At 63.1% G+C, this 18741-nt stretch carries 17 protein-coding genes and 2 pseudogenes; 6 read left to right on the top strand and 13 right to left on the bottom strand.

Annotation, left to right across the window (positions count from 1 at the left end):
* Positions 1-83 precede the first annotated feature (83 nt).
* Genes pheS through DEIDE_RS12035 form a run of 3 tightly spaced genes read left to right on the top strand, consistent with a single transcriptional unit; the run spans position 84 to position 3939 of the window.
* Positions 84-1103 (top strand): phenylalanine--tRNA ligase subunit alpha, encoded by a 1020-nt coding sequence (gene pheS / locus DEIDE_RS12045; RefSeq protein ID WP_012694236.1) that lies wholly within the window; start codon positions 84-86, stop codon positions 1101-1103.
* A complete protein-coding gene (locus tag DEIDE_RS12040) occupies positions 1100-1483 on the top strand; it encodes an NUDIX domain-containing protein (RefSeq protein ID WP_012694235.1) in 384 nt (127 codons plus the stop codon). Before pheS ends, DEIDE_RS12040 begins: the two co-directional genes overlap by 4 nt.
* The gene (locus tag DEIDE_RS12035; protein WP_012694234.1) at positions 1480-3939 is read left to right on the top strand and encodes a phenylalanine--tRNA ligase subunit beta; all 2460 of its coding nucleotides are present in this window, start codon (positions 1480-1482) and stop codon (positions 3937-3939) included. Before DEIDE_RS12040 ends, DEIDE_RS12035 begins: the two co-directional genes overlap by 4 nt.
* A gap of 203 nt (positions 3940-4142) precedes the next feature.
* On the opposite strand, the gene DEIDE_RS12030 is transcribed toward DEIDE_RS12035, so the two are convergent.
* From DEIDE_RS12030 to DEIDE_RS19095, 7 genes and pseudogenes are all read right to left on the bottom strand, one after another.
* The gene (locus tag DEIDE_RS12030; protein ID WP_242402915.1) at positions 4143-4790 is read right to left on the bottom strand and encodes a DUF2268 domain-containing putative Zn-dependent protease; all 648 of its coding nucleotides are present in this window, start codon (positions 4788-4790) and stop codon (positions 4143-4145) included.
* Between the two features lie 399 nt (positions 4791-5189).
* Positions 5190-5510, bottom strand: a complete 321-nt coding sequence (locus DEIDE_RS19770; RefSeq protein ID WP_338032137.1) for a transposase family protein — start codon at positions 5508-5510, stop codon at positions 5190-5192.
* A 19-nt stretch (positions 5511-5529) separates the two neighbouring features.
* Positions 5530-5820: a transposase family protein gene (locus DEIDE_RS19765; protein WP_275040565.1), complete on the bottom strand. Its 291-nt coding sequence runs from the start codon at positions 5818-5820 to the stop codon at positions 5530-5532.
* The gene (locus DEIDE_RS19565; protein WP_012694230.1) at positions 5817-6161 is read right to left on the bottom strand and encodes a helix-turn-helix domain-containing protein; all 345 of its coding nucleotides are present in this window, start codon (positions 6159-6161) and stop codon (positions 5817-5819) included. Before DEIDE_RS19565 ends, DEIDE_RS19765 begins: the two co-directional genes overlap by 4 nt.
* A 349-nt stretch (positions 6162-6510) precedes the next feature.
* Entirely contained in the window at positions 6511-6891 is a 381-nt protein-coding gene (locus DEIDE_RS19100; protein WP_012694229.1) for a hypothetical protein, read from the bottom strand.
* A 211-nt stretch (positions 6892-7102) separates the two neighbouring features.
* Positions 7103-8154, bottom strand: a pseudogene (locus DEIDE_RS18510) (IS4 family transposase).
* Positions 8155-8217: 63 nt separating this feature from the next.
* Positions 8218-8358: pseudogene (locus DEIDE_RS19095) on the bottom strand (IS4 family transposase); the annotation flags it as partial.
* 834 nt (positions 8359-9192) lie between these two features.
* Here DEIDE_RS19095 and DEIDE_RS12000 point away from each other — a divergent pair.
* Complete coding sequence (locus DEIDE_RS12000) at positions 9193-9411, top strand: hypothetical protein (protein ID WP_041227260.1); 219 nt, start codon at positions 9193-9195, stop codon at positions 9409-9411.
* Here the strand turns inward: DEIDE_RS12000 and DEIDE_RS19760 are convergent.
* Together DEIDE_RS19760 and DEIDE_RS11990 are read right to left on the bottom strand one after the other, a co-directional pair.
* Positions 9375-10367, bottom strand: coding sequence for an NUDIX domain-containing protein (locus tag DEIDE_RS19760; protein WP_012694225.1), 993 nt, complete (start codon positions 10365-10367; stop codon positions 9375-9377). The genes DEIDE_RS12000 and DEIDE_RS19760 overlap by 37 nt on opposite strands.
* Before the next feature lie 75 nt (positions 10368-10442).
* Positions 10443-10988 (bottom strand): hypothetical protein, encoded by a 546-nt coding sequence (locus DEIDE_RS11990; RefSeq protein ID WP_012694224.1) that lies wholly within the window; start codon positions 10986-10988, stop codon positions 10443-10445.
* Between the two features lie 151 nt (positions 10989-11139).
* Between DEIDE_RS11990 and DEIDE_RS11985 the strand changes: the two genes are divergently transcribed.
* Positions 11140-12231 (top strand): glycosyltransferase family 4 protein, encoded by a 1092-nt coding sequence (locus DEIDE_RS11985; protein WP_012694223.1) that lies wholly within the window; start codon positions 11140-11142, stop codon positions 12229-12231.
* A 51-nt stretch (positions 12232-12282) separates the two neighbouring features.
* Here the strand turns inward: DEIDE_RS11985 and DEIDE_RS11980 are convergent, their stop codons facing one another.
* Positions 12283-13476 (bottom strand): hypothetical protein, encoded by a 1194-nt coding sequence (locus DEIDE_RS11980; protein WP_012694222.1) that lies wholly within the window; start codon positions 13474-13476, stop codon positions 12283-12285.
* A gap of 136 nt (positions 13477-13612) precedes the next feature.
* On the opposite strand from DEIDE_RS11980, the gene DEIDE_RS11975 reads away from it, so the two are divergent.
* A complete protein-coding gene (locus DEIDE_RS11975; protein ID WP_012694221.1) occupies positions 13613-14854 on the top strand; it encodes an aminotransferase class I/II-fold pyridoxal phosphate-dependent enzyme in 1242 nt (413 codons plus the stop codon).
* 58 nt (positions 14855-14912) lie between these two features.
* Here the strand turns inward: DEIDE_RS11975 and DEIDE_RS11970 are convergent, their stop codons facing one another.
* The 3 genes from DEIDE_RS11970 to DEIDE_RS11960 form a co-directional block, all read right to left on the bottom strand.
* The gene (locus tag DEIDE_RS11970) at positions 14913-15695 is read right to left on the bottom strand and encodes a TM2 domain-containing protein (RefSeq protein ID WP_041227258.1); all 783 of its coding nucleotides are present in this window, start codon (positions 15693-15695) and stop codon (positions 14913-14915) included.
* An 82-nt stretch (positions 15696-15777) separates the two neighbouring features.
* On the bottom strand, positions 15778-16581 hold the full coding sequence (locus DEIDE_RS11965) for a class I SAM-dependent methyltransferase (protein WP_041227257.1): 804 nt from the start codon (positions 16579-16581) through the stop codon (positions 15778-15780).
* 191 nt (positions 16582-16772) lie between these two features.
* Positions 16773-18671, bottom strand: coding sequence for a PTS fructose-like transporter subunit IIB (locus DEIDE_RS11960; protein WP_012694218.1), 1899 nt, complete (start codon positions 18669-18671; stop codon positions 16773-16775).
* Positions 18672-18741: the final 70 nt, after the last annotated feature.

Below are 18741 nucleotides of genomic sequence, written 5' to 3'. Positions count from 1 at the left end.
GGGTTTCGCTCGCCTGAACAACGGGCTGAGCGCGTCACCCCGCCCACCACAGGGCGGGGTTTTTCTTGGTTTCAGGAGGATTCATGCAGCAGCAAGCCATCAGCGAAATTCAGGCGGCGGAGACACTCGACGCCCTTCAGGCGGTCAAGACGAAGTATGTCGGCAAAAGCGGGCTGGTCACCAGGGAACTGGGCAGTCTGGGCAAGCTGCCCCCCGAGGAGCGCAAGGCCCGTGGCGCCGAGATCAACACCGTGCGGCAGGCCATTGATGCTGCGCTGACGGAGCGGGAAGGCGTGCTGAAACGTGCCGCCCTGGACGCCAGACTTGCCAGCGAGGCCATTGACGTCACCCTGCCGGGCCTCCCCCTGCCTGCTGGCGGCCTGCACCCGATCAACCGGGTCTATGAGGACCTGACCGGGATCTACGAACGCATGGGCTACGCAGTGATCGAGGGCCCCGAGGTCGAGGATGAGCACCACAACTTCGAGGCGCTCAACGTGCCGTGGTACCACCCCGCCCGCGACCTGCAGGACACCTTCTGGCTGGAAGACGGGCGTCTGCTGCGCACCCATACCTCACCGATGCAGATCCGCTACATGGTCGATCATGAGCCGCCGCTGAAAATTGTCGTGCGCGGCAAGGTCTACCGCTACGAGGCCACCGACGCCACCCACGAGGCGATGTTTCATCAGCTCGAAGGCCTGGTGGTGGGCGACGGTATCAGCATGGCCGACCTCAAAGGCACCATTGCCGAGATGGCACGCGGCCTGTACGGCCCATCGGCCAAAGTGCGTTTCCAGCCCAGCTATTACCCCTTCGTGGAGCCGGGGGCTGACTTTGCGGTGTGGTGGGACAACCCCCGTGGTGAAAGCAAGTGGCTGGAACTGGGCGGCTGCGGCATGGTGCACCCCAACGTATTCAGGGCGGTGGACGATCTGCGTGAAGCGCAGGGCAAGCCGCGGATCTACGAGGGCAAGACCGGCTTCGCTTTTGGCTTGGGCCCGGAACGTATTGCCATGCTCAAGTACGGCATTCCTGACATCCGTTACTTCTACGCCAACGACCCACGCGTGATCGGGCAGTTCCGGGGAGAGCTTGGGTGAGAGCCCGCGCTGCCGGCATTCTGTTGAATGCTCAGCGGGAAGTCCTGCTGATGCGCCGATGCAAGGAAGGCCGCATCTCCGCCACCTTGCCCGGGAGCGGCATTGAAGAAGGCGAAACGCCCGCCCAGGCCTGCGTCCGTGAGCTGCTGGAAGGGGTCAATCTCGTGGTAGACGTGCACGAGGAAGTGCTGACCCCGGAAAATCAGGACAACCGTGAACACGGCTTCGGCGGAGCCTGGCGCAACGGCCCCCAGGGCGTGCGCCACAGCGAAGAGAACTGGTACAACCCCGAGTGGGTGAGCGTAGATGACCTGGACGCGGTGAGCCTCGTGCCCGCCGAACTGCGCCCCCTGATCCGCACACTGCTGGAGACTGCATGAAACTTCCTTATTCCTGGCTGAAAGACCTGATTCCTGCCCTACCCCCTGTGAACGAGCTGGAGCCGGTGTTCGCGCAGATGGGCCTGCCGCTTGAAGGCATTGAAGAGGTCGCTGCTCCCCCCGAAGGCGTGTTGCTGGTGGCCGTGACGGTCGCCGAGCCCATTGATGGCACCGCCCTGACCAAACTGACACTGGACGTGGGCCCTCACGGCGAGAAGACCATTGCCAGCGGCGCTCCAAATGCCGTAGGCCTGAGGGCCGGGACCATGCTTGCGCTGGTCACGCCCGGCACCACCCTGGGCGAGATGACCTACGGCGTGCGGCAGCTGCAGGGCGTGGAGTCCTGGGGCATGGCCGCCAGCGCCAAAGAACTCGAGCTGGGCGAAAGCAGCGCCGGACTGATGCTGTTCCCGGCGGGAACGGCCGCACCCGGCACGCCCATGCGCGACCTGTGGGCCGCCGACCAGGTGCTGGATGTCGAGGTCACTCCCAACCGCGCCGACGTGCTCAGCGCCCTGGGGCTGGCCCGCGACCTGGCCGCCTTCCTGAAGCTGGATCTGCGTGAGCCGCCCGCCCGACCAGCAGCCACTGGGGAAGGGGAGATCCGGGTATCGCTGCCCTCGCGTGGCCTGACCCTGGAGAGGGATCCCTCCCGCAAGCTGCGTTTCGGCTGTGACCACTTCGCGGCCCGCACGGTGGGTGCGCTGACCAACGGTCCGGCACCCCTGTGGATGCAGCGCCGCGTGACCCTGTCGGGGATGCGGGCCATCGACCTGATCGTGGACACCAGCAACTACGTGATGCTGGAACTCGGGCAACCAACCGCGCTGTATGACCGCCGAGACGTGCAGGGCGACCAGATCCTGGTGTCGTTCGGCCTGCGACAGGGCGAAATCGTGCGTGACCTGCTGGGCAACGAGCACACCGTAGGCCCCGAGGACCTGCTGATTCTGGATGGCCGCGAGCGTGCCATTCCCAGCGTGGCGGAGGCCTTCACGACCGCCCATGAGCCGCAGCGCGGCGCCGGCGTGCTGGGCATTGCCGGCATCATGGGCGGCGACCATGGCCACGTGCGGACCGATACCCACGACGTGGTGATCGAGTCCGCGCATTTCGACCCGGTCCTGCTGCGCCGCACCAGTACCCGCCTGGGCCTCAAGACCGACGCCGTGTACCGCTACGAGCGTGGCGTGGACCCCCTGCTGGCTCCCCGCGCTGCTGACCGGGTCGCGGGCCTGCTGGCCGAGTATGGCCACGGCGCAGCCCACCCCGGCGTGACCCTGGTCGGGGAGCCGGAGGTACCTGGCCTGATCGAGGCGACCGGCGAGCAGATCCGCACGCTGCTGGGCATGCATGTCGACACTGCCGAGATGCGCGCCATCCTGACCCGCCTGGGCTGCCGTGTGGAGGGCGAAGGCGACATGCTGCGCGTCACGCCGCCCTCCTGGCGGGTGGACATGAGCATCTGGCAGGATCTGGCCGAGGAAGTCGCCCGGCTGCACGGCTTTACCGCCCTGCCCGAAACCCTGCCCACGCTGCGCGTGCACGAAAGCAATATCGGAGCTGCGGCCGAAAGTGCGGCGCGTACTCACCTGCGCCGGACCCTGGCAGGACTGGGCTTCCAGGAAGTCGTGACATATACCTTCACCAGCGACGACGAGGCTGCCAAGGCCCGCACCGAAACGCCGGGTGTGCGTCTGCGCAACCCACTGAGTGCCGACCGCACCGGCCTGCGCACGGCGCTGTATCCCAGTCTCCTGAAAGCCGCCCAGGCGCATCCCAAGGGCGAGCGGGCGCTGCTGTTCGAGATCGGTCATATCTTCCCCGGCTCCGGTGAGACCGAACGCCTGGGCCTGCTGATGCGTGGCCCCTTTGCCGCCAGCACGCACCAGCCGGGAGTGGCCGGGAGCTTCGGCGTCTTCAAGGGGCTGGTCGAGAGCCTCGCGGCCACGCTGGGGGACAGCTTCGAACTGCGTCAGTTGCGCGGCGAGGCGGTGCCGGGTGCGCTGCATCCTGGGGTTGCCGGCGAGATCCTCTGGAACGGGCAGGCCGCGGGCTGGCTGGGGGCGCTGCATCCCGAGATTGCGCAGGAATTCAGCCTGAAGGGCGACACCTTCGTGCTGGAGGCGGCGCTGCCTCTGCCGGGCCGGACCTGGGCCTTCCGTGATCCCAGCCGCGCACCGGCCGCGTGGCGGGATCTGGCGGTCATCGCGCCGCAGAGTGTCAGTTACGGGGAGATTGCCGGGCTGCTCAAGCAGGCTGCAGGTGAGCTGCTCGAAAGCGTCGAGCCCTTCGACGTCTACGTGGGGGCGCCTATCCCCGAGGGCCAGCGGTCCATCGCGGTGCGACTGGTGTTCCGCGGGGCCCGAACGCTGACCGACGAAGAAGTCGACCCGGTCATGACCCGCCTGATGGAGACAGTTCGCGCACAGAGCTGGAGTATTCGCGAGAAGTAAAGCAGAGGCGAACTCTGGCTCCAATCATCCAGCAGATTCCAGGCCCAGAGCTCTTTTCGAGATGCCTTTTTAGATATCCATGAAATAGACGCAGTCTGCTTGAATCTCAGGAGTCTGCACGGCCAGGAGTGATGCTCCTGGCTGTGCCCTGTTGTAGGCAAGATCTCTGCTCAGCCGCAGCCTGTCGGGGCCATGTGGATGTTCTACGGTCCGGCGAAGGTTCTCAGTTCAGCGGCGGGAACGTCGACACAGGTGGCGGCGTCCCCACCTTCACTGGCCAGATAACGCTGCACCAGTTCAAAGCCCAGCGCATAGCCTGCCCAGCGTGGAAGGTGCTGCGCGGCAGAGCCGTAAAACCAGGCGTTGTGGTCATAATCCTCGCGGTCGAGCAACGGCTCAGCTCTGGCCCAGAGGGAATTCAGACCACCTGGCAGGGTCGAGTAGGGTGGGAGTACGCCGCCACGCTCCCGCAACTCGTGGTGCTGTGCCAGCCCTTCGCTGACCATCACTTCCAGCAGGGTCCGTCCGTATCCCACCCCCTGCCACCGACGGGCGTGATGCAGCTCATGGGCCAATGTCGCCGGAACTTCCTGTCTCCAGCAGGCATCGAAGCTGGGATGGTCTGGGGTGAGCGTGACCTGTACCCAATGTCCCAGCGGCGCGTACCCGCCCACACCCGTCTCGGGAAGCGTCCAGGGTGAGACATACACCGCCACATCAACGCCACCCAGGTTCAGCAGCTGAGCCTGACGGCAAAGCTGCTGCTGAAGCAGGTGATGCAGTTCCGCAGCGAGCCCTGGCGGAATTTTTGCGGCGGCATTCATCAGGTGCAGCTGGTTGGTCTTCATCATGCTGCTGATCTTCGGAGGCCACTTCAGGTGAGCGCATCAGCCAGCTGGCGCATTCGTTCAGGTGATCGGTCCAGGTAGCCTGCGCCCGTGCCTCCTGCAACGCCTGGACCCGAAATGCCCCATTCCCGCGAGTGGTACGCCCGCCTGGCCCGTGAGCTGGGCGGGTATCGTCTTCCCTGGACGCGGGTGCTGTCAGGACCGGACCCGGAACTGACTTTTGACCAGAAAGCCCAATGCCACAGAAAGTGGACAGAGGTAGGCGTGGTTAAGCGGACAGCCATACCAAAGGCGCAATTGCACATTTAGATTCGGCCAGGATTGAAGACCGATTGCGCAGTTGTGCGATGAGTGAATGGGGGGGGTGGCCGAGCCACCCCCCCCCATTCACGTTGTGTTCTGTCAGGCTAGCTCTGGGCTCCGATTCAGCGTCCGGAGATTGACCAGGCCCGCAACACAGCCCCAGAACATCCCGTGGCGGCCCGTGTCATTGCGGTAGAACTCCCTACAGATCCGGAACTTCTTGATCTTGCACACCACGTTTTCCACCGTGATGTGCACCTTGGAGATTTGGTGGTTGAGCTCCCGGTCCTCCTCGCTCAACGCGCCTCCTTTGGGACGCATCCGGGGCACGATCAGCTCAAGTGTTGGGCACAGCTTCTCCAGGCCGGTGTACCCCCGGTCCCCCAGAGCCGGATACCTCTCGGCAGGCGGGGAAGCAATTTCGACTGCTTGAGGACGTTCATGTCATGGTGCGACCGCAGGCGGTCGCACTGAGGTGCGCTACCAAGCCATCCGGGGTCACCGCCACCTGGGTCTTGAGGGTATGTGTGCCCTTCTTGATGCTGAAGTACTTTTTCTGGTCTTTGGGACGCCCCACCGCCTTTTTGCCGGGACCGCTTCCTTTCTTTTTCTTGGGTTGTCCCCGAGGTTGCTCGGTGCCGTCAACGATGATGTCCGCGATCTCCGGAAACGCGTCCAACACGTCCTCAAGCGTGCGAAGACGACGACGCACTGCGTCGTCGGGCGTCACCTTCCGACTGTCGAGCGTCCGGGCTCGCAAAGGAGCAGCAGGGCATGAATGTTTCGGCAGACGTTCGCGGCATCTATCTCAAACAGCACACCCAGGAGATGCATGGGAAGGTAATGCCGCAGGTAAATCAAGGTCAGCAGCAGACGGTGGGGCACATCCAGCTTGAACTGACGCCCCGCCCCGATGCCGCGCCTTCGTCCCTCCCGCAGGAGCGACGTCCGGTGGGCTCTCACCCAGAGGGGTTCGAGCTGCTGGGCCAGGGTGTCGAACTCGTTGAGGGTCAAGCCGCAGAGTGACTCGAAGGACCGGAAACGCCCAGCCAGGCGCGGCACCTGAAGCATGTTTCTACTGTGCCTCGCTTACCTCAACTGCGCAACGGATCCTGAAGCGTGTGGCTGCTGGGCTTGCCGATCTGAAGGGCATAACGCTGGGTAAAGTGGTTGCGACAGCCCTAATCAGATACCCCAAAGCTGCCATACGTGAGGAAATCGAAAAAGGGATCTTGCTAAGTTTTGCATTGCCCCGTTTCTTACAACCATGAAGTGGGATATCCACGGATATCCCACTTCATGACGATTTGAAAGGTACAAACTATTTGCTAATCACACTCGAGATTTCTTACTAGTACGGCCCTTAAGTGCATTTGACTCAAGAGAAATGGTACAGTGTTCTTCCAGAAAATAATTTATCTTAGCAAGGATAGGATTTCTGACCAGCGTATTCAGCATACTTTGACCCTTGTGGTTGGTTCCAAGTATTGGTAACGACTTCTCTTCCAGAGTGCCACACTTGGACACGCTCATAAGTTATATAGTCTTGATACCAATTTTGCCACCACTGATAGCAAACTCCTGGATACTGAGATTTGCCATCATGGTAGGTGGTCTCGATATACATCGAGAAGCTGTTGGTGGCTCTGGTGTAGTAACTTACCACCCAGTCGCTTGTGCCATTTGTGCTGTATGGCTCACCTTTATTATAAATAGAACTATTGCTGCTAGCGAAAGCGTGAGGTGCAGCAGTCATGCCCGAAAGGACGATCAAGAGAAAGACACTACGGATTCTTTTCATTACGCTTCTCCTTAGGAGGATAATCCATCCCTAAATGATTCTGACTAGCACTCTTTTCTGGTGTTGCCAAACATGACGACTTTCATTAGGACATTAAGAAAAAGTAAAAATTATGGGTATTATTTATCACGAAAGAATTTCCGCTGGCTACCACTCAAAACTTTATATAAGTGTGTGTAATGCCCGCTAGGACGATGACGATAGAGCCTGACTACCCCTCAAAACGCGGCATAAGGCCCGCCAAAGTCCGCCAGGACGACGGCGACAGGTGGAGCAACAGATCCTGAAGATGATCGAGTCCCTTTCAGAACACGGACACCGCACGGTGTCCGTGTTTTTTCAGCTGCACCCCCTGCTTGACCTCTTGGAGTTCACCGGTGACACATGCCCAGATAAACGCTATGGAAACGACCGCCAGGAGCGTGGAGGCGCGTTCGGCCCGAGTCAGGCCCGTATCCTCCAGGTTGAACCCCCTGGTTTTCAACGCCGCTTGCAGATTCTCCGTCTGCCAGCGCTGGGCGTATCGCCGAAGGTTGCTGCGGGCGTGTCCCCGGTAGGCCAGATAGAGCGGTTCGCCTACCTGATTTTTGGTCGCGGCCACCCGGAGGGTAACCCCGTAGATCGTCACCGGACGGTGCCAGATGCGTACTTCACCCGGGTGCAACTTCTTCAACGCGGCCTAGACCGGGAACCGTGCGCCCCCGATGGTGGCGCGAGTAGGCAGGCGAATACACGGCGCGATGCCATGCTGCTCGAGGAACACGAACCAGTGCTGACCGATGAAGTCACGGTCAGCCAGCACGCCCCGGATCTTTCGTTGGCGACAGGCTGTCATGAAGCGCTCCACGAGCGCTTCCCGGTCCTGTTGATCACTGGCGCCCCTGTGGGGAAGCACGGTCCACATCAAGGGGAAACTACAGCTGCTCCATACTGCCGAGAGCAGCAGGATGTTGACGTCCTGCTGACCAAGCTTCCAGTTAGTCCGGTCCAGGATCAGATCCAACTCTTTACCTGGCAGAAAGCTCAGCGAGAATCGGGCAAACAATTCCTCGGGTAGCGGAAACTGCACGAAGCGCAACAGGCGTTGGTACCGTGTCTCCAGGCTTCCTTTCAGGACGACATGATTCTTGAGGGTGTACAGCACCACGGTCCGTGCCAGGATCAGTGCGGCCAGGACCGTCAAGCGTCGGGTGTCGATGGGAAGGCAGATCGCAGCGCGGTCAGCAAGCTATCGTGTGGCTGTCGGCTCTTGGGTGATTTCATCGCAGAAACACCGTACCGGAGCCGACTTTCCCTTCACTCTACGAGTTTTGAGGAGTAGTGAGGTCCGTGTTCCTTGCGTTTCACTGATTGCGGGGTCGCCAGCGTCTGGCCCGTCACGCAGGCCCAGATGAAAGCCGTTGAGACGAACGTCAGCAAGGTCGAGTCATGTTCAGCCTGTGTCAGGTCAGTATCTTCGAGATTGAAGACCAATTGCGCAATTGGGCGGTAAGTGAAAATGGGATCACCCGTGAGGTTATTTATCAGGCCCTGTATATCTCAAGCCGAGAGGAACTGCGCCGGGAAATGTCCCCATGCCTGTGAACGGGTCGGACTTTGTGTGTCCCGCGGACACGCAGCCATCGTCAGGGGAAGCCAGTTATCACCCCGGAAGTCATGATCCATCACCGTTCGAAAGAAGCAGCAGGCCGGGCGTCGCCCAGCCACCGGGAGGGAAATCTGATCCTTGTATTGAGCAAGTCTGCTATTGGCACGCTTGTGGAGCGCTCGACGCGGTTCATGCTCTTACTGCATCTGGATCGCCTGCCTGACCATAGCCAGGAACTCCGCATTAAGAATAGACCTGCGTTGGCCGGACATAGCGCTGAAGCCGTGCGTCAAGCCATCACGCGCACGTTCACCAGTGTACCGCCGCAACTCCACCAGTCACTCACCTGGGATCAGGGCGCGGAAATGAACTAGCACGCTCAACTGCGGGTGGAGACCGGCGTGGAAATTTATTTCTGTGCCCCGCAAAGTCCGTGTCAGTGAGGCACGAAAAAGAATACCAATGGGCTGTTGCGGTAGTACTTTCCGAAAGGCACGGACCTGAGCCTGCATAGTGCGGAGGACCTGGCCGCTATAGCCATGACCTTGAATGCCAACCTCGCAAGGTGCTCGGCTGGCAGACACCCAACGAGCCTTTTGACCAGGCGCTGCAATCAGTCCACGCTGGAGTTGCGACGACCACTTGAATAAATTCAGTATAACCAGGAACGTGACGCCTCTGGTGGCCTAGGTCCGTACCTGGGTGTGCGACAGGTGCCCAAGGGCCTGGAGGCTGTCGGCTGGCAGCTGGGATCAGAATGGCGGATTTCAGTTCTGGCCCATGCGCCGACCTGGGATGACTGGCGGACCCGCTGTGCCTTCCTGGGGCAGGAGGCGCATCAGGAAGAGTGGGACGCCCAGGCCGGGTCCCTGGGCATGCCCTACCGCGAGGAACGTTACGTGGTGCTGGCACAGCGCGACAAGGCTGGCTGATCAGCAAGCCAGACTTCCACTGCCTGTTGCGTCTGGAGCCCCAGCAGATCGAGCTGACCAAGCTCGTGTGGGCTGAACCAGCGGGCGTCAACAACTTGATGAGCTCCGGTCACCTTGCCCGTGACCCCCACGGCCTGAAATACCATGCTTATGCTGTCCCACACATCTGAGCTGTCCTCATAACGGAACTCTGGACCTGCCAGCAGCGCCCTGGGCTCCAGCAGCTCTGCCCGGAGGCCCATTGTTTCCAGCAGTTTGCGGTGGGCACAGGCCTCAAAGGATTCGGCCGGCTCCATCCTTCCGCCGGGCAGCGCCCACTGTCCAGTGGCGGCCTGCCTGAGCAGCAGGCGACCGTCAGTGTCTGTAACGACAACGCTGGCCCCAGGAGCAAACAGGGGACGCGGGCCGGCTGCACGCCGCAGGTCGGTCCAGTAGGTGCTGGCTGCTTCAGGACTGCTCACCGCAAGAAGGGGCAGAGGGGAGAGCCCGGCCCGCTCGCGCAGCACGTTCAGGTTGGCCCGGTTGATGTTGCTGCTGAGCGCCGGCAGATGGTCCAGGGCAAACCAGCGCAGCTCCAGTGTCTCGCCGCTGTCATCAGGGCGCGCGTCTTCAAGGGCAGAAGCTGGCAGGTGCCCCAGCATGCGGGCGCCCACCAGGTAGACCTCGTGCCCATTGGGATAGCGGTGCCAGAATTGGGGCCCACTGACCACGCCGTCGTGCACGCCCAACCACGTGAGATCCGGACAGCTCAGCCCGGTCTCCTCGCGTAGTTCCCGTCGGGCGGCAGTCAGAAAATCCTCTCCAGGGTCAAGGCCGCCGCCCGGCGTACCCCAGAGGCCGTCGTCGCCCCGTCGCTGCAGCAGCACCCGCCTGGTCTCGTCCTGAATCAGGACGCTGACGCCGACGCTCAGCAGTGGACGTGAGCCCCATACGGCCCGGAGATTTCCAGCACTCATCCGGCTCACTGTAGCCCGGGCATGAGGAACGTCACATTTCAGCGTGCCCTTTTTAGGAACCTGCTGTCTCCTGGCTCAGAACCAGAAGAAAGGCGAGATGTCCTGGGACGCGGCGGTGGTCAAATAAACGCTGTCACTTGTCGGTCTGCGGTGTGCGAGGGCATTTCGAGCTCCCAGATGATCAATCTGACAGTCCTGATGGGAAAGTGCAGGTGAGTGCATGAAGGACTTACACACCACCTGATGGAGCTTTCCGTCCAAGGTCGCATGAATTCCTGTCGTGAGTCGGGCAACCGGAAAAATGTTTGCACGTGCAAATGCCGCTTTGGCAGACTCGCGGCGAAGAAAGGTGTCAACCGTCATGCCTTTCTCGCCCAGCAGGCGTGCCAGGTGCGCCGCTCTTTCTTGATCACCGATGTTGGGCATGATGAGAGAGGCTGGACCTTGAATTCCAGCCAGGGTTGGCAGCAGCGCCTCGCAATAGACATCTTCACGGCCCCGGGCGCAGGAGCGCGCGTAATCGCGGGCATCGACCGGATCATAAAGGTCAAGCCCCTGTGGATCGCACGCCGAAAGCATCAGGACGAGCCCCAGGCAGCGGAGGGGGTGCCGTTTTGCCATGTCAGCAGGCTACAGCGGTCGCATCCCTTAGTCTGTAGGGTTGAGGCGGAAGCCCGGGGACTGCATGTCCGTATTTCAAAGCCCACAAATATGGTGCTTGAGCGGCTTCCCTGCGGCAGCCCAGCTGACATGGCACGCTACCTTGGGCCGGATGACCAGTTCTGCCTCTACCCGCGTGCTGTTCGTGACCGATGCCCCGGCGGTGGGCGGCAGTGAGGTCTATATGCGCGAGATCATTCCGCCGATGCGCCCGTTTGGCGTGCAGGCCGAGGTCGCTATGCCAGCCGCCGCCGGCACTGCCGATTTCCGCGCGCAGCTTTCAGAGCGCGGCATTTCCGTACATGCCTACCATGACCTGCAGGAGGTGGTCACGGTCGAGCGCGCGGGGACCTTTGATCTGACAGTCCTGAGCAGCTGGAATGCACTGGGTTACCGCAAGTACTACTTGGCCCTGCGGGGCCCTTTCGTGTCCCTGGTGCACGATCAGCTGATGCTGCACATTCCGGGCCTGCCACAGGCGCTGTACCGCGCTTTCTACGAGGTGCTGCAGGCCCGTGACATTCGCGGTGCACAGCATGTCGTGACGGTGTCACACTGGGCGGCAGCGTACCTGAGGCGTCATCACCGCATGTCGCAGGTTCATGCAGTTCCCAATGGTGTTGACGTGCACAAGTTCCGCCCGGCGTCAGAGACGGAGCGCCAGACCCTGCGCGAGGTGTACGGCTTCAGGCGCTTCACGGTACTGGTGCCCGCCCGCATGAGCATCGAGAAGAATCACCCAGCTGTCATGGCCGTAGCCCGGGCTGCTCCGGAGCTGGACTTCGTCCTGGTGGGCACCGGGTATCTGGAAGGAGTTCTGCGGCGTGTGGCGACTCCCAACGTGCGTTTTTTCGGCAAACGGCATGACATGCCGGAGCTGTACCGCGCCGCTGACGTGGTGCTGCAGCCCACCATCGCGGAGAACCAGTCTCTGGCGACCCTGGAGGCGCTGAGCAGCGGAACGCCTGTGGTCACCAACGACATTCCAGCGCAGCGTGAACTGATGACCTTCGGGCAAGAAGGCCTGCTGGTCGGCAGCGGCGTGCATGGGTACGCCACGGCCCTGCGTGCGCTGGCAGCGCATCCGGAACACCGGCGCTGCATGGGGGAGTCTGCACGGTCCCGCGTGCTGGCTGGGCATACCCTGGAGCAGAACGCCGCCACTCTGGCCGGGTTACTACGCGAACTGTCCGCCCGGCCATAAGAAAAGGGCCACACCGCCTCAACAGTGTGGCCCTGCAGGTGAAGACCGACCTCAGGGAGCGATCAGGGCTTCAAGCGTCGTGGTGACCAGGGCGCCGCCTTTGATGTACTGCACCTTGACCTGATCGCCGGGCAGCGGGTTAACGTTGCTGCTGGCGAGTTCGCCGAAGGCGGTCAGGGCGACTGTGCCCTGGTGACTGAGGCTGGCGTTGATCCGGCCACTGACCGCTTTGAAGGGTTGCTCGGCCTTCAGAGCGCTGTCGCTAATCACCATGTTTTTCAGGTCACGCAGGTACAGCGTAGCTTGAGCATTGTGTCCAGGCACATTGACCTGGGCGCTGACGTCGGCTCGGGTGGGCGTGAAGCTGAAAGCCTGCGGGGTGCAGCGCCCGGCGGTGGTTCCGGTGACGTTGACATCGAACGCCGCATTGGCCACGCGTGACTTGGTGTGGTAGGCGACAGCGCCCTTCAATTGCACGCCACTCTCGGTCCAGCTGTAGCTCAGGTTGGCCTTGGCGGGTGGAGTGTTCTCGCGGCCAGCCCAGCCGGTCAGGGTCAGGGCGTCCGGGCCGCCCGAGCTCAGGCAGCCGCCTGGGGTCATGGCGTGGGTCACCTGAGCAACCACCTTGCCGCCGTGGTTCATGGTGGCCGTAGCGCGGGTGGGCAGTTCTGTGTGGTAGGTGCCGTAATGGGTTTTCTGTTCTAGCCAGACGGTTTGGGCCCCATTCACTTTCCAGTCAATCTGGAGCGTGACGTCTGTTTTCAGGTTCCTGATGATCAGACCTGTTCTGGGCTCTGGGCTCGTGGTGAGCTGGCCGTTGGCCGAGAAGGTGATTGTGCCTGTCGCCAGGGGGCTGTTCGTGACTGGTGTGGTGGTCTGTACCTGCAGCTTCCCGGGAGTTGGCAACCCGAAAGCTCCTAGCAAGGAGCGGCCAACGGTCTGGGCAGGCTGGGTCAGGCTCTGCATGCTGGGGCTGGGAAACAGGTTCAGCAGTGCGCGCAGGTCCGGATCAAAATCGGTGCTCTTGGGATCGAGCATGGTCTCGACCACCAGGCTGGCAGAGGCTGCCGCCTGAGGTAGCGCAGCGGCTTCGGTGGACTGGCCCGCAACCGGAGTGGCAGGGGCTGTGGCGGCTGGATCGGTGACAGCAGGGGGCTGCGTGCCATTGCGGTTCGGGTCGCAGGAGGCCAGCAGCAGGGCGGTGACAGTAAGAGCAGCCAGGGCAGGAGCGCGTTTAAGAAGCATTTATATAACGTAACTACTTCTCATACTCTTGTCATGCGAAGTTGACCAGAACCAGTTGGGTCGCAGGATTCGCCAGAACCCCCCAGTCCGGACAGGTTCGCACCTCCGCACTGCTATGACGCCTACCATGCAGGGCATGATTCCTGACCCATCACACGCGTACGAGACCCAGGCTGTTCAGACCGGTGTTCCACGTGGGCTGGGACAGACCGTTGGTATCCCGATTCATGCTGCTGCAGGTTTTCAGTTCGAGACGCTGGAGCAGGCCCAGAGCGAGTTTCAGCAGAACACCGGCCTCAGCTATGCCCGCTTGCAGAACCCTACCGTGCGTGCCCTGGAAGAACGCCTGACAACCCTGGAGGGCGGCGCCGCCACCGTGGCATTGGCCAGCGGTCAGGCCGCGACGCTGACGGCCATCCTCAGTGTGTGCCGGGCCGGCGACCATGTGGTGTCCTCCAGCAGCCTCTTCGGCGGAACTGCTGGGCTCCTGAACAACATCTTGCCCCTGATGGGCATCAGCGCCACCCTGGTGCCCAACACACCCGAAGCGGTGCGCGGCGCCATGCAGGACAACACCCGCCTGGTATGGGCGGAAATTATTGGGAATCCTGCCGGGGACATCCCGGACCTGCGCGGGCTGGCTGATGTGGCTCACGCGGGCGGCGCGCTGCTGGCCGTGGACAGCACCTGGGCTGGTGTGGGCTTCCTGAGCCGGCCGCTGGAGCATGGTGCGGACATCGTGACGCACAGCCTGACCAAGTGGGCTGGCGGGCACGGCAGTGTCATGGGCGGCAGTGTCACCGTGGGCACCGCCCATGACCTCAGCCGCAATCCTATCTACACCGAAGGCGGCGAGCAGAGCATCCTGAACGTCCGTGGCGAGCAGGCTCTGGCGTGGCGCCAGCGCTGGTTCGGTGCGCACCAGCTGGGCATGACCCTGGCTCCGCACAGCGCGTTCCTGCTGGCCCAGGGCCTGGAAACCCTGGCCCTGCGTCTGACCCGCCAGTCCGAAACGGCACTTTCCCTGGCGCAGTGGCTCGGCACGCATCCCCGCGTGGGCAAGGTCGGCTACCCGGGCCTGCCGGGCAGTCCCTGGCACGCCCAGGCGCAGCAGTACCTGCGTGGAGGTTTCGGCGCAGTCCTGACGTTTGAAGTGGAGGACCCGGCCACGTTCCTGAGCCGCCTGCAGATCCTGCGGATCGTGCCTAACCTGGGAGACAGCCGGACGCTGGTGGTTCACCCCTGGACCACCACCCATGGCCGCCTGCCCGAGCCTACCCGCCTGGCTGCCGGCGTAACGGCCCGCACCATCCGCATGAGCGTGGGTCTGGAAGCTGTGCAGGACCTTCAGGCCGACATTGAGCAGGCCCTGGGCTGAGCAGGCTATGCCAGAGGCCGCCTCGGAAATTTCCGAGGCGGCCTCTGGCTTTTTGGCGTTATAACCAGGACTTTTTGCCTGTCAGGTAATCCCGCTCGAAGTCGGCGTCGGACTTGGTGAGGTACAGGATGCCCTCGACCAGACCAAGAAGCCCTACGGCCGAACTGACCAGCCCAGCCAGAGGAAGCGTCAGAACCAGGGCAAAGCCCAGAGTCAGTAACCCCAGAAGCAGCGCCAGAATCCACACGCCCGCCTGTACGCCCAGCATGGTCAGGCCTGCCCCCGTCATGCCCAGATAGAACTTGTGTGCGCCCAGCCAACCCAGGAAGATGCCCAGCAGGCCGGCAATCAGCTTGCGCTGAGCCACGTCACCCGAAACGGGCGCCGCACCCTGATAGGGCGTCATGGGTTGACGTTGTACGTAGGTCTGCGCCTGGCGCACGGCGTCCCCCCAGGGATCCGCCTGAGCTGGCGGCGCGGCGGGGGTCCCCTGCGGCATGACCGGGGATTTGGCTGTGCCGCCGGTCGCGCGGGCAATCCAGTCGTCCGCGTCGAAAGGCTCTTGTACGGTAGTTGTCGCGCGGGGTGTGGAAGACGCCGGGGGCGTCAGGGGCACGCGTTGAGGTGCCGGGTCCGAAAGGCGCAGGTCCTGCTCGCCGGACAGCTCAGGCACCTCCAGGGGCCGGGGTGGTGAGGGCTGCTGCGATTGCACTGGCGCGGGCTGCGGCGCTGGAGCGGCGCGTGAGGTGGTCAGGACGTCATCAATCCATGAAGGTGCGTTGCTTTGCGGCGCCGGGTCAGGGGCCTGGCCGGCGCGGCTCTTGTCATCCGGGTTCGTCATGCTTCTATTACGCCCCAGGAGGTGGAGAAGTTGCATCCCCCGAAAGTTCTGCGCCCGGAACTGATGTCAGAAGGTACATCGCTCAGTTCCGGCCACGCGCCACGATGACGGGCAGCGACACGGTAAGCGGCCATCCCGGAATGCTGGTTCGCAGCCGCTGAAGGTGCGCCTCGCGCAGTTCCTCCTGAACCCGGGCGTCCAGGCTGGCTAACGGGGCACCTTCCAGGCCAGCAATGATGTCTGCCCATCTGGCTTCCGGGGAAGGAATGGAATACGGCAGGTCATCCAGCGTGACTTCGGGACTCTGGAAGTCTGCTTCTTCCAGAAGTGCGCGGGCAGCCTCGACCGTTGGCAGGCGGCCCAGTGGGGGTGAGACCGGCGTGCCGCCAGACGTCGTCAGGTCTTCCCGCCACAGGCCCGGCAGGTCGCCCAGCAAGCCAGGCCCGAACGACGAGAAGGTGACCGTTCCCCCTGGCCGCAGCACCCGCCTCCATTCGCGCAGCGCGGCTCCCATGTCCGGCATAAAGAACAGGCCCGAGGCACACACCACGTGATCGAAGCTGGCGTCCGGATAGTGCAGGGCTGTCGCGTCAGCTAGCTCGAACCTCAGGCCAGCGGTGCCTTCCGCGCGGGCCCGCGCCTGTTCCACCATCTGTGGGGCAAGATCAGTGCCCACTACCTGCCCCGACGGGCCCACCCGAGCCGCGAGTTCCAGTGCCACGGTTCCGGTGCCGCTGGCTACATCCAGCACCTTATCCGCTGGCTCGACCCTGGCCTGGACAGCCACATGCCGCGCCACCTGAGCCAGGAAACCCAGGTGGTCATAGGTGGCTGCCAGCCGGCCGAACACCGCTGCATTGTGCTGGGCCTGTTCCTTTGGGAGCATAGGCGCAGGGTAGCGTAACGCACGCGCAGGCCGTCATGGCGCAAGATCACGTGCGGCTGCTGAGGAGAGGAAGTCAGGGAAGAGGCGCCAAGTCAGGGCTATGGAGGCTGCAAGAGTTTCTTTCAACGGGAATCCTGATCATGAAGAAGCGGGAAGAGAGCACTGTCTCTTCCCGCTTCATAAGTTCAGGTTCAGGCTGTCGCGGCGGCTGTCTCCTGAGAAACAACTGCTGCTTCCTGAGGCAGCGGCTTTTTCAGCACACCAAGCAAAGCGGTGCTGACGAGCGTCCCGGCCACCAGGGCCACGATGTACATGGGCAGATTGGTCACCGCGTTCGGAATGAACAGCACGAAGATGCCGCCGTGAGGAGCGCGCAGCAGGCACCCGGCCGCCATGCTGATGGCTCCGGCTACGGCCGACCCGGCGATCAGCGCGGGAATGACGCGCAGCGGATCGCGCGCCGCGAAGGGAATGGCCCCTTCGGTAATGAAGCTGATGCCCAGCACGCCCGCAGCCTTGCCGGCCTGGACCTCGTCACGGGTAAAGCGGTTGCGGAACACCAGGGTGGCTAGGAACAGCGCCAGCGGCGGAGTCATGCCGGCAGCCATCGCAGCGGCGATCGGACCGTAGACCTTCTCGCCCAGCAGGCCGGTGCTGAAGGTGTAGGCGGCCTTGTTGATCGGCCCGCCCATGTCGAAGGCCATCATGCTTCCCAGCACGGCGCCCAGCACGCCTGCCGAGGTGTTGCCCAGGCCCTGCAGCCAGGCTGTCGTGGCACCCAGCGCCGCTGCAACAGGGCGGCCGATCACCAGCATCATCAGCAGACCCACGATCAGGGTGCCCAGCAGCGGCAGGATCAGCGTGGGTTTCAGGCCTTCCAGCGTGCGCGGCAGGCGGATGTTGCGGGTCAGCCAGCGCACCGCGTAACCGGCCAGGAAGCCGGCGATAATGCCGCCCAGGAAGCCGCTCCCGGTCAGGCCAGCGAGAAAACCGCCCACCATCCCGGGGGCAAGCCCTGGCCGGTCGGCAATCGAGAACGCGATAAAGCCCGCCAGCACCGGCACGAACAGCCCGAAGGCTCCGTTTGCTCCGATCTTGAACAGCGTGTTGCCCAGGGTGCCGGCGTACCGGTCCTCGTAGATGAAAATGCCCTGGTCCCCGAACTGGAACGAGCCGATAGCGAAGGCCAGCGCGATCAGCAGCCCGCCCGCCACCACGAAGGGCAGCATGTGCGACACGCCGGTCATCAGGTGCTTGTAGAAGCTGGGAACGCCCGCGTTCTTGGCAGCCTTGGCGGAAGCAGCCTGGGCAACGTAATCCCCTGCCCCTCCGGCATCTGCGGACGGGGCTGAGCCGTACACCTGAGCGTCGCTCAGGGCTGTGCGGATCACGGCCGATCCGTCCTTGATGGCGGGTTTCGTGCCGGTCTGGTATACCCGCTTGCCAGCAAAGCGCGACAGGTCCACGTTGGTGTCGGCCGCAATCACCACCACGTCTGCCTCTGCGATGTCCTGCGGCGTCAGGGCGTTGCCGGCCCCGACGCTGCCCTGCGTTTCGATCTTTGCCTGGTAGCCGAGCGCCCGGGCACCACCTTCCAGACCCTCGGCAGCCATGAAGGTGTGCGCAATGCCGGTGGGGCACGAGGTGATGCCCACGACCTTCAGCGGTGCCTGACTGGTGGGGGCACTCTGGGCATTTGTGCCGGTCGCGGCAGAGGCGGCGGAGACCGTGGCAGCCGGACCCGGAGCACCGGTCTCCGCCAGGGTGGAGGTCACGGGCTGTACCGGCGCACTGCCGGTTGCCTGGGCAATCAGTTCCGGAGCACGGCGGATGGCGTCCTGGGTGCTGCCGCGCACCACTGTCTTGCCGGCAAAGCGGGCCTCGTCGAGCGGCACGTCGGTCACCAGAATCACCGCGTCTGCGGCGGCGATCTCAGCGGCGCTCAGAGGGTCCTGGGGCGCGGCACCGGCCTGCGTTTCCACGCGCAGGAGGTGGCCGGCGGCCTGAGCGGCGCGGCGCAGCGCTTCAGCGGCCATGAAAGTGTGGGCGATACCGGAAGGACCGGCGGTCACAGCGACGAGTTTTGCCATGGGTGAAACCTCCTGTGAGGTTGGAAAGTCAGAGCTTAGGGTGAGGTGCGGACTGAAGAGCGGGGAGAGG

The sequence above is a fragment of the Deinococcus deserti VCD115 genome, from assembly GCF_000020685.1.
Taxonomy (GTDB): Bacteria; Deinococcota; Deinococci; order Deinococcales; family Deinococcaceae; genus Deinococcus; species Deinococcus deserti.
Note: the sequence above shows the minus strand (reverse complement) of the source record. Positions and strands in the feature narration are given on the sequence as shown.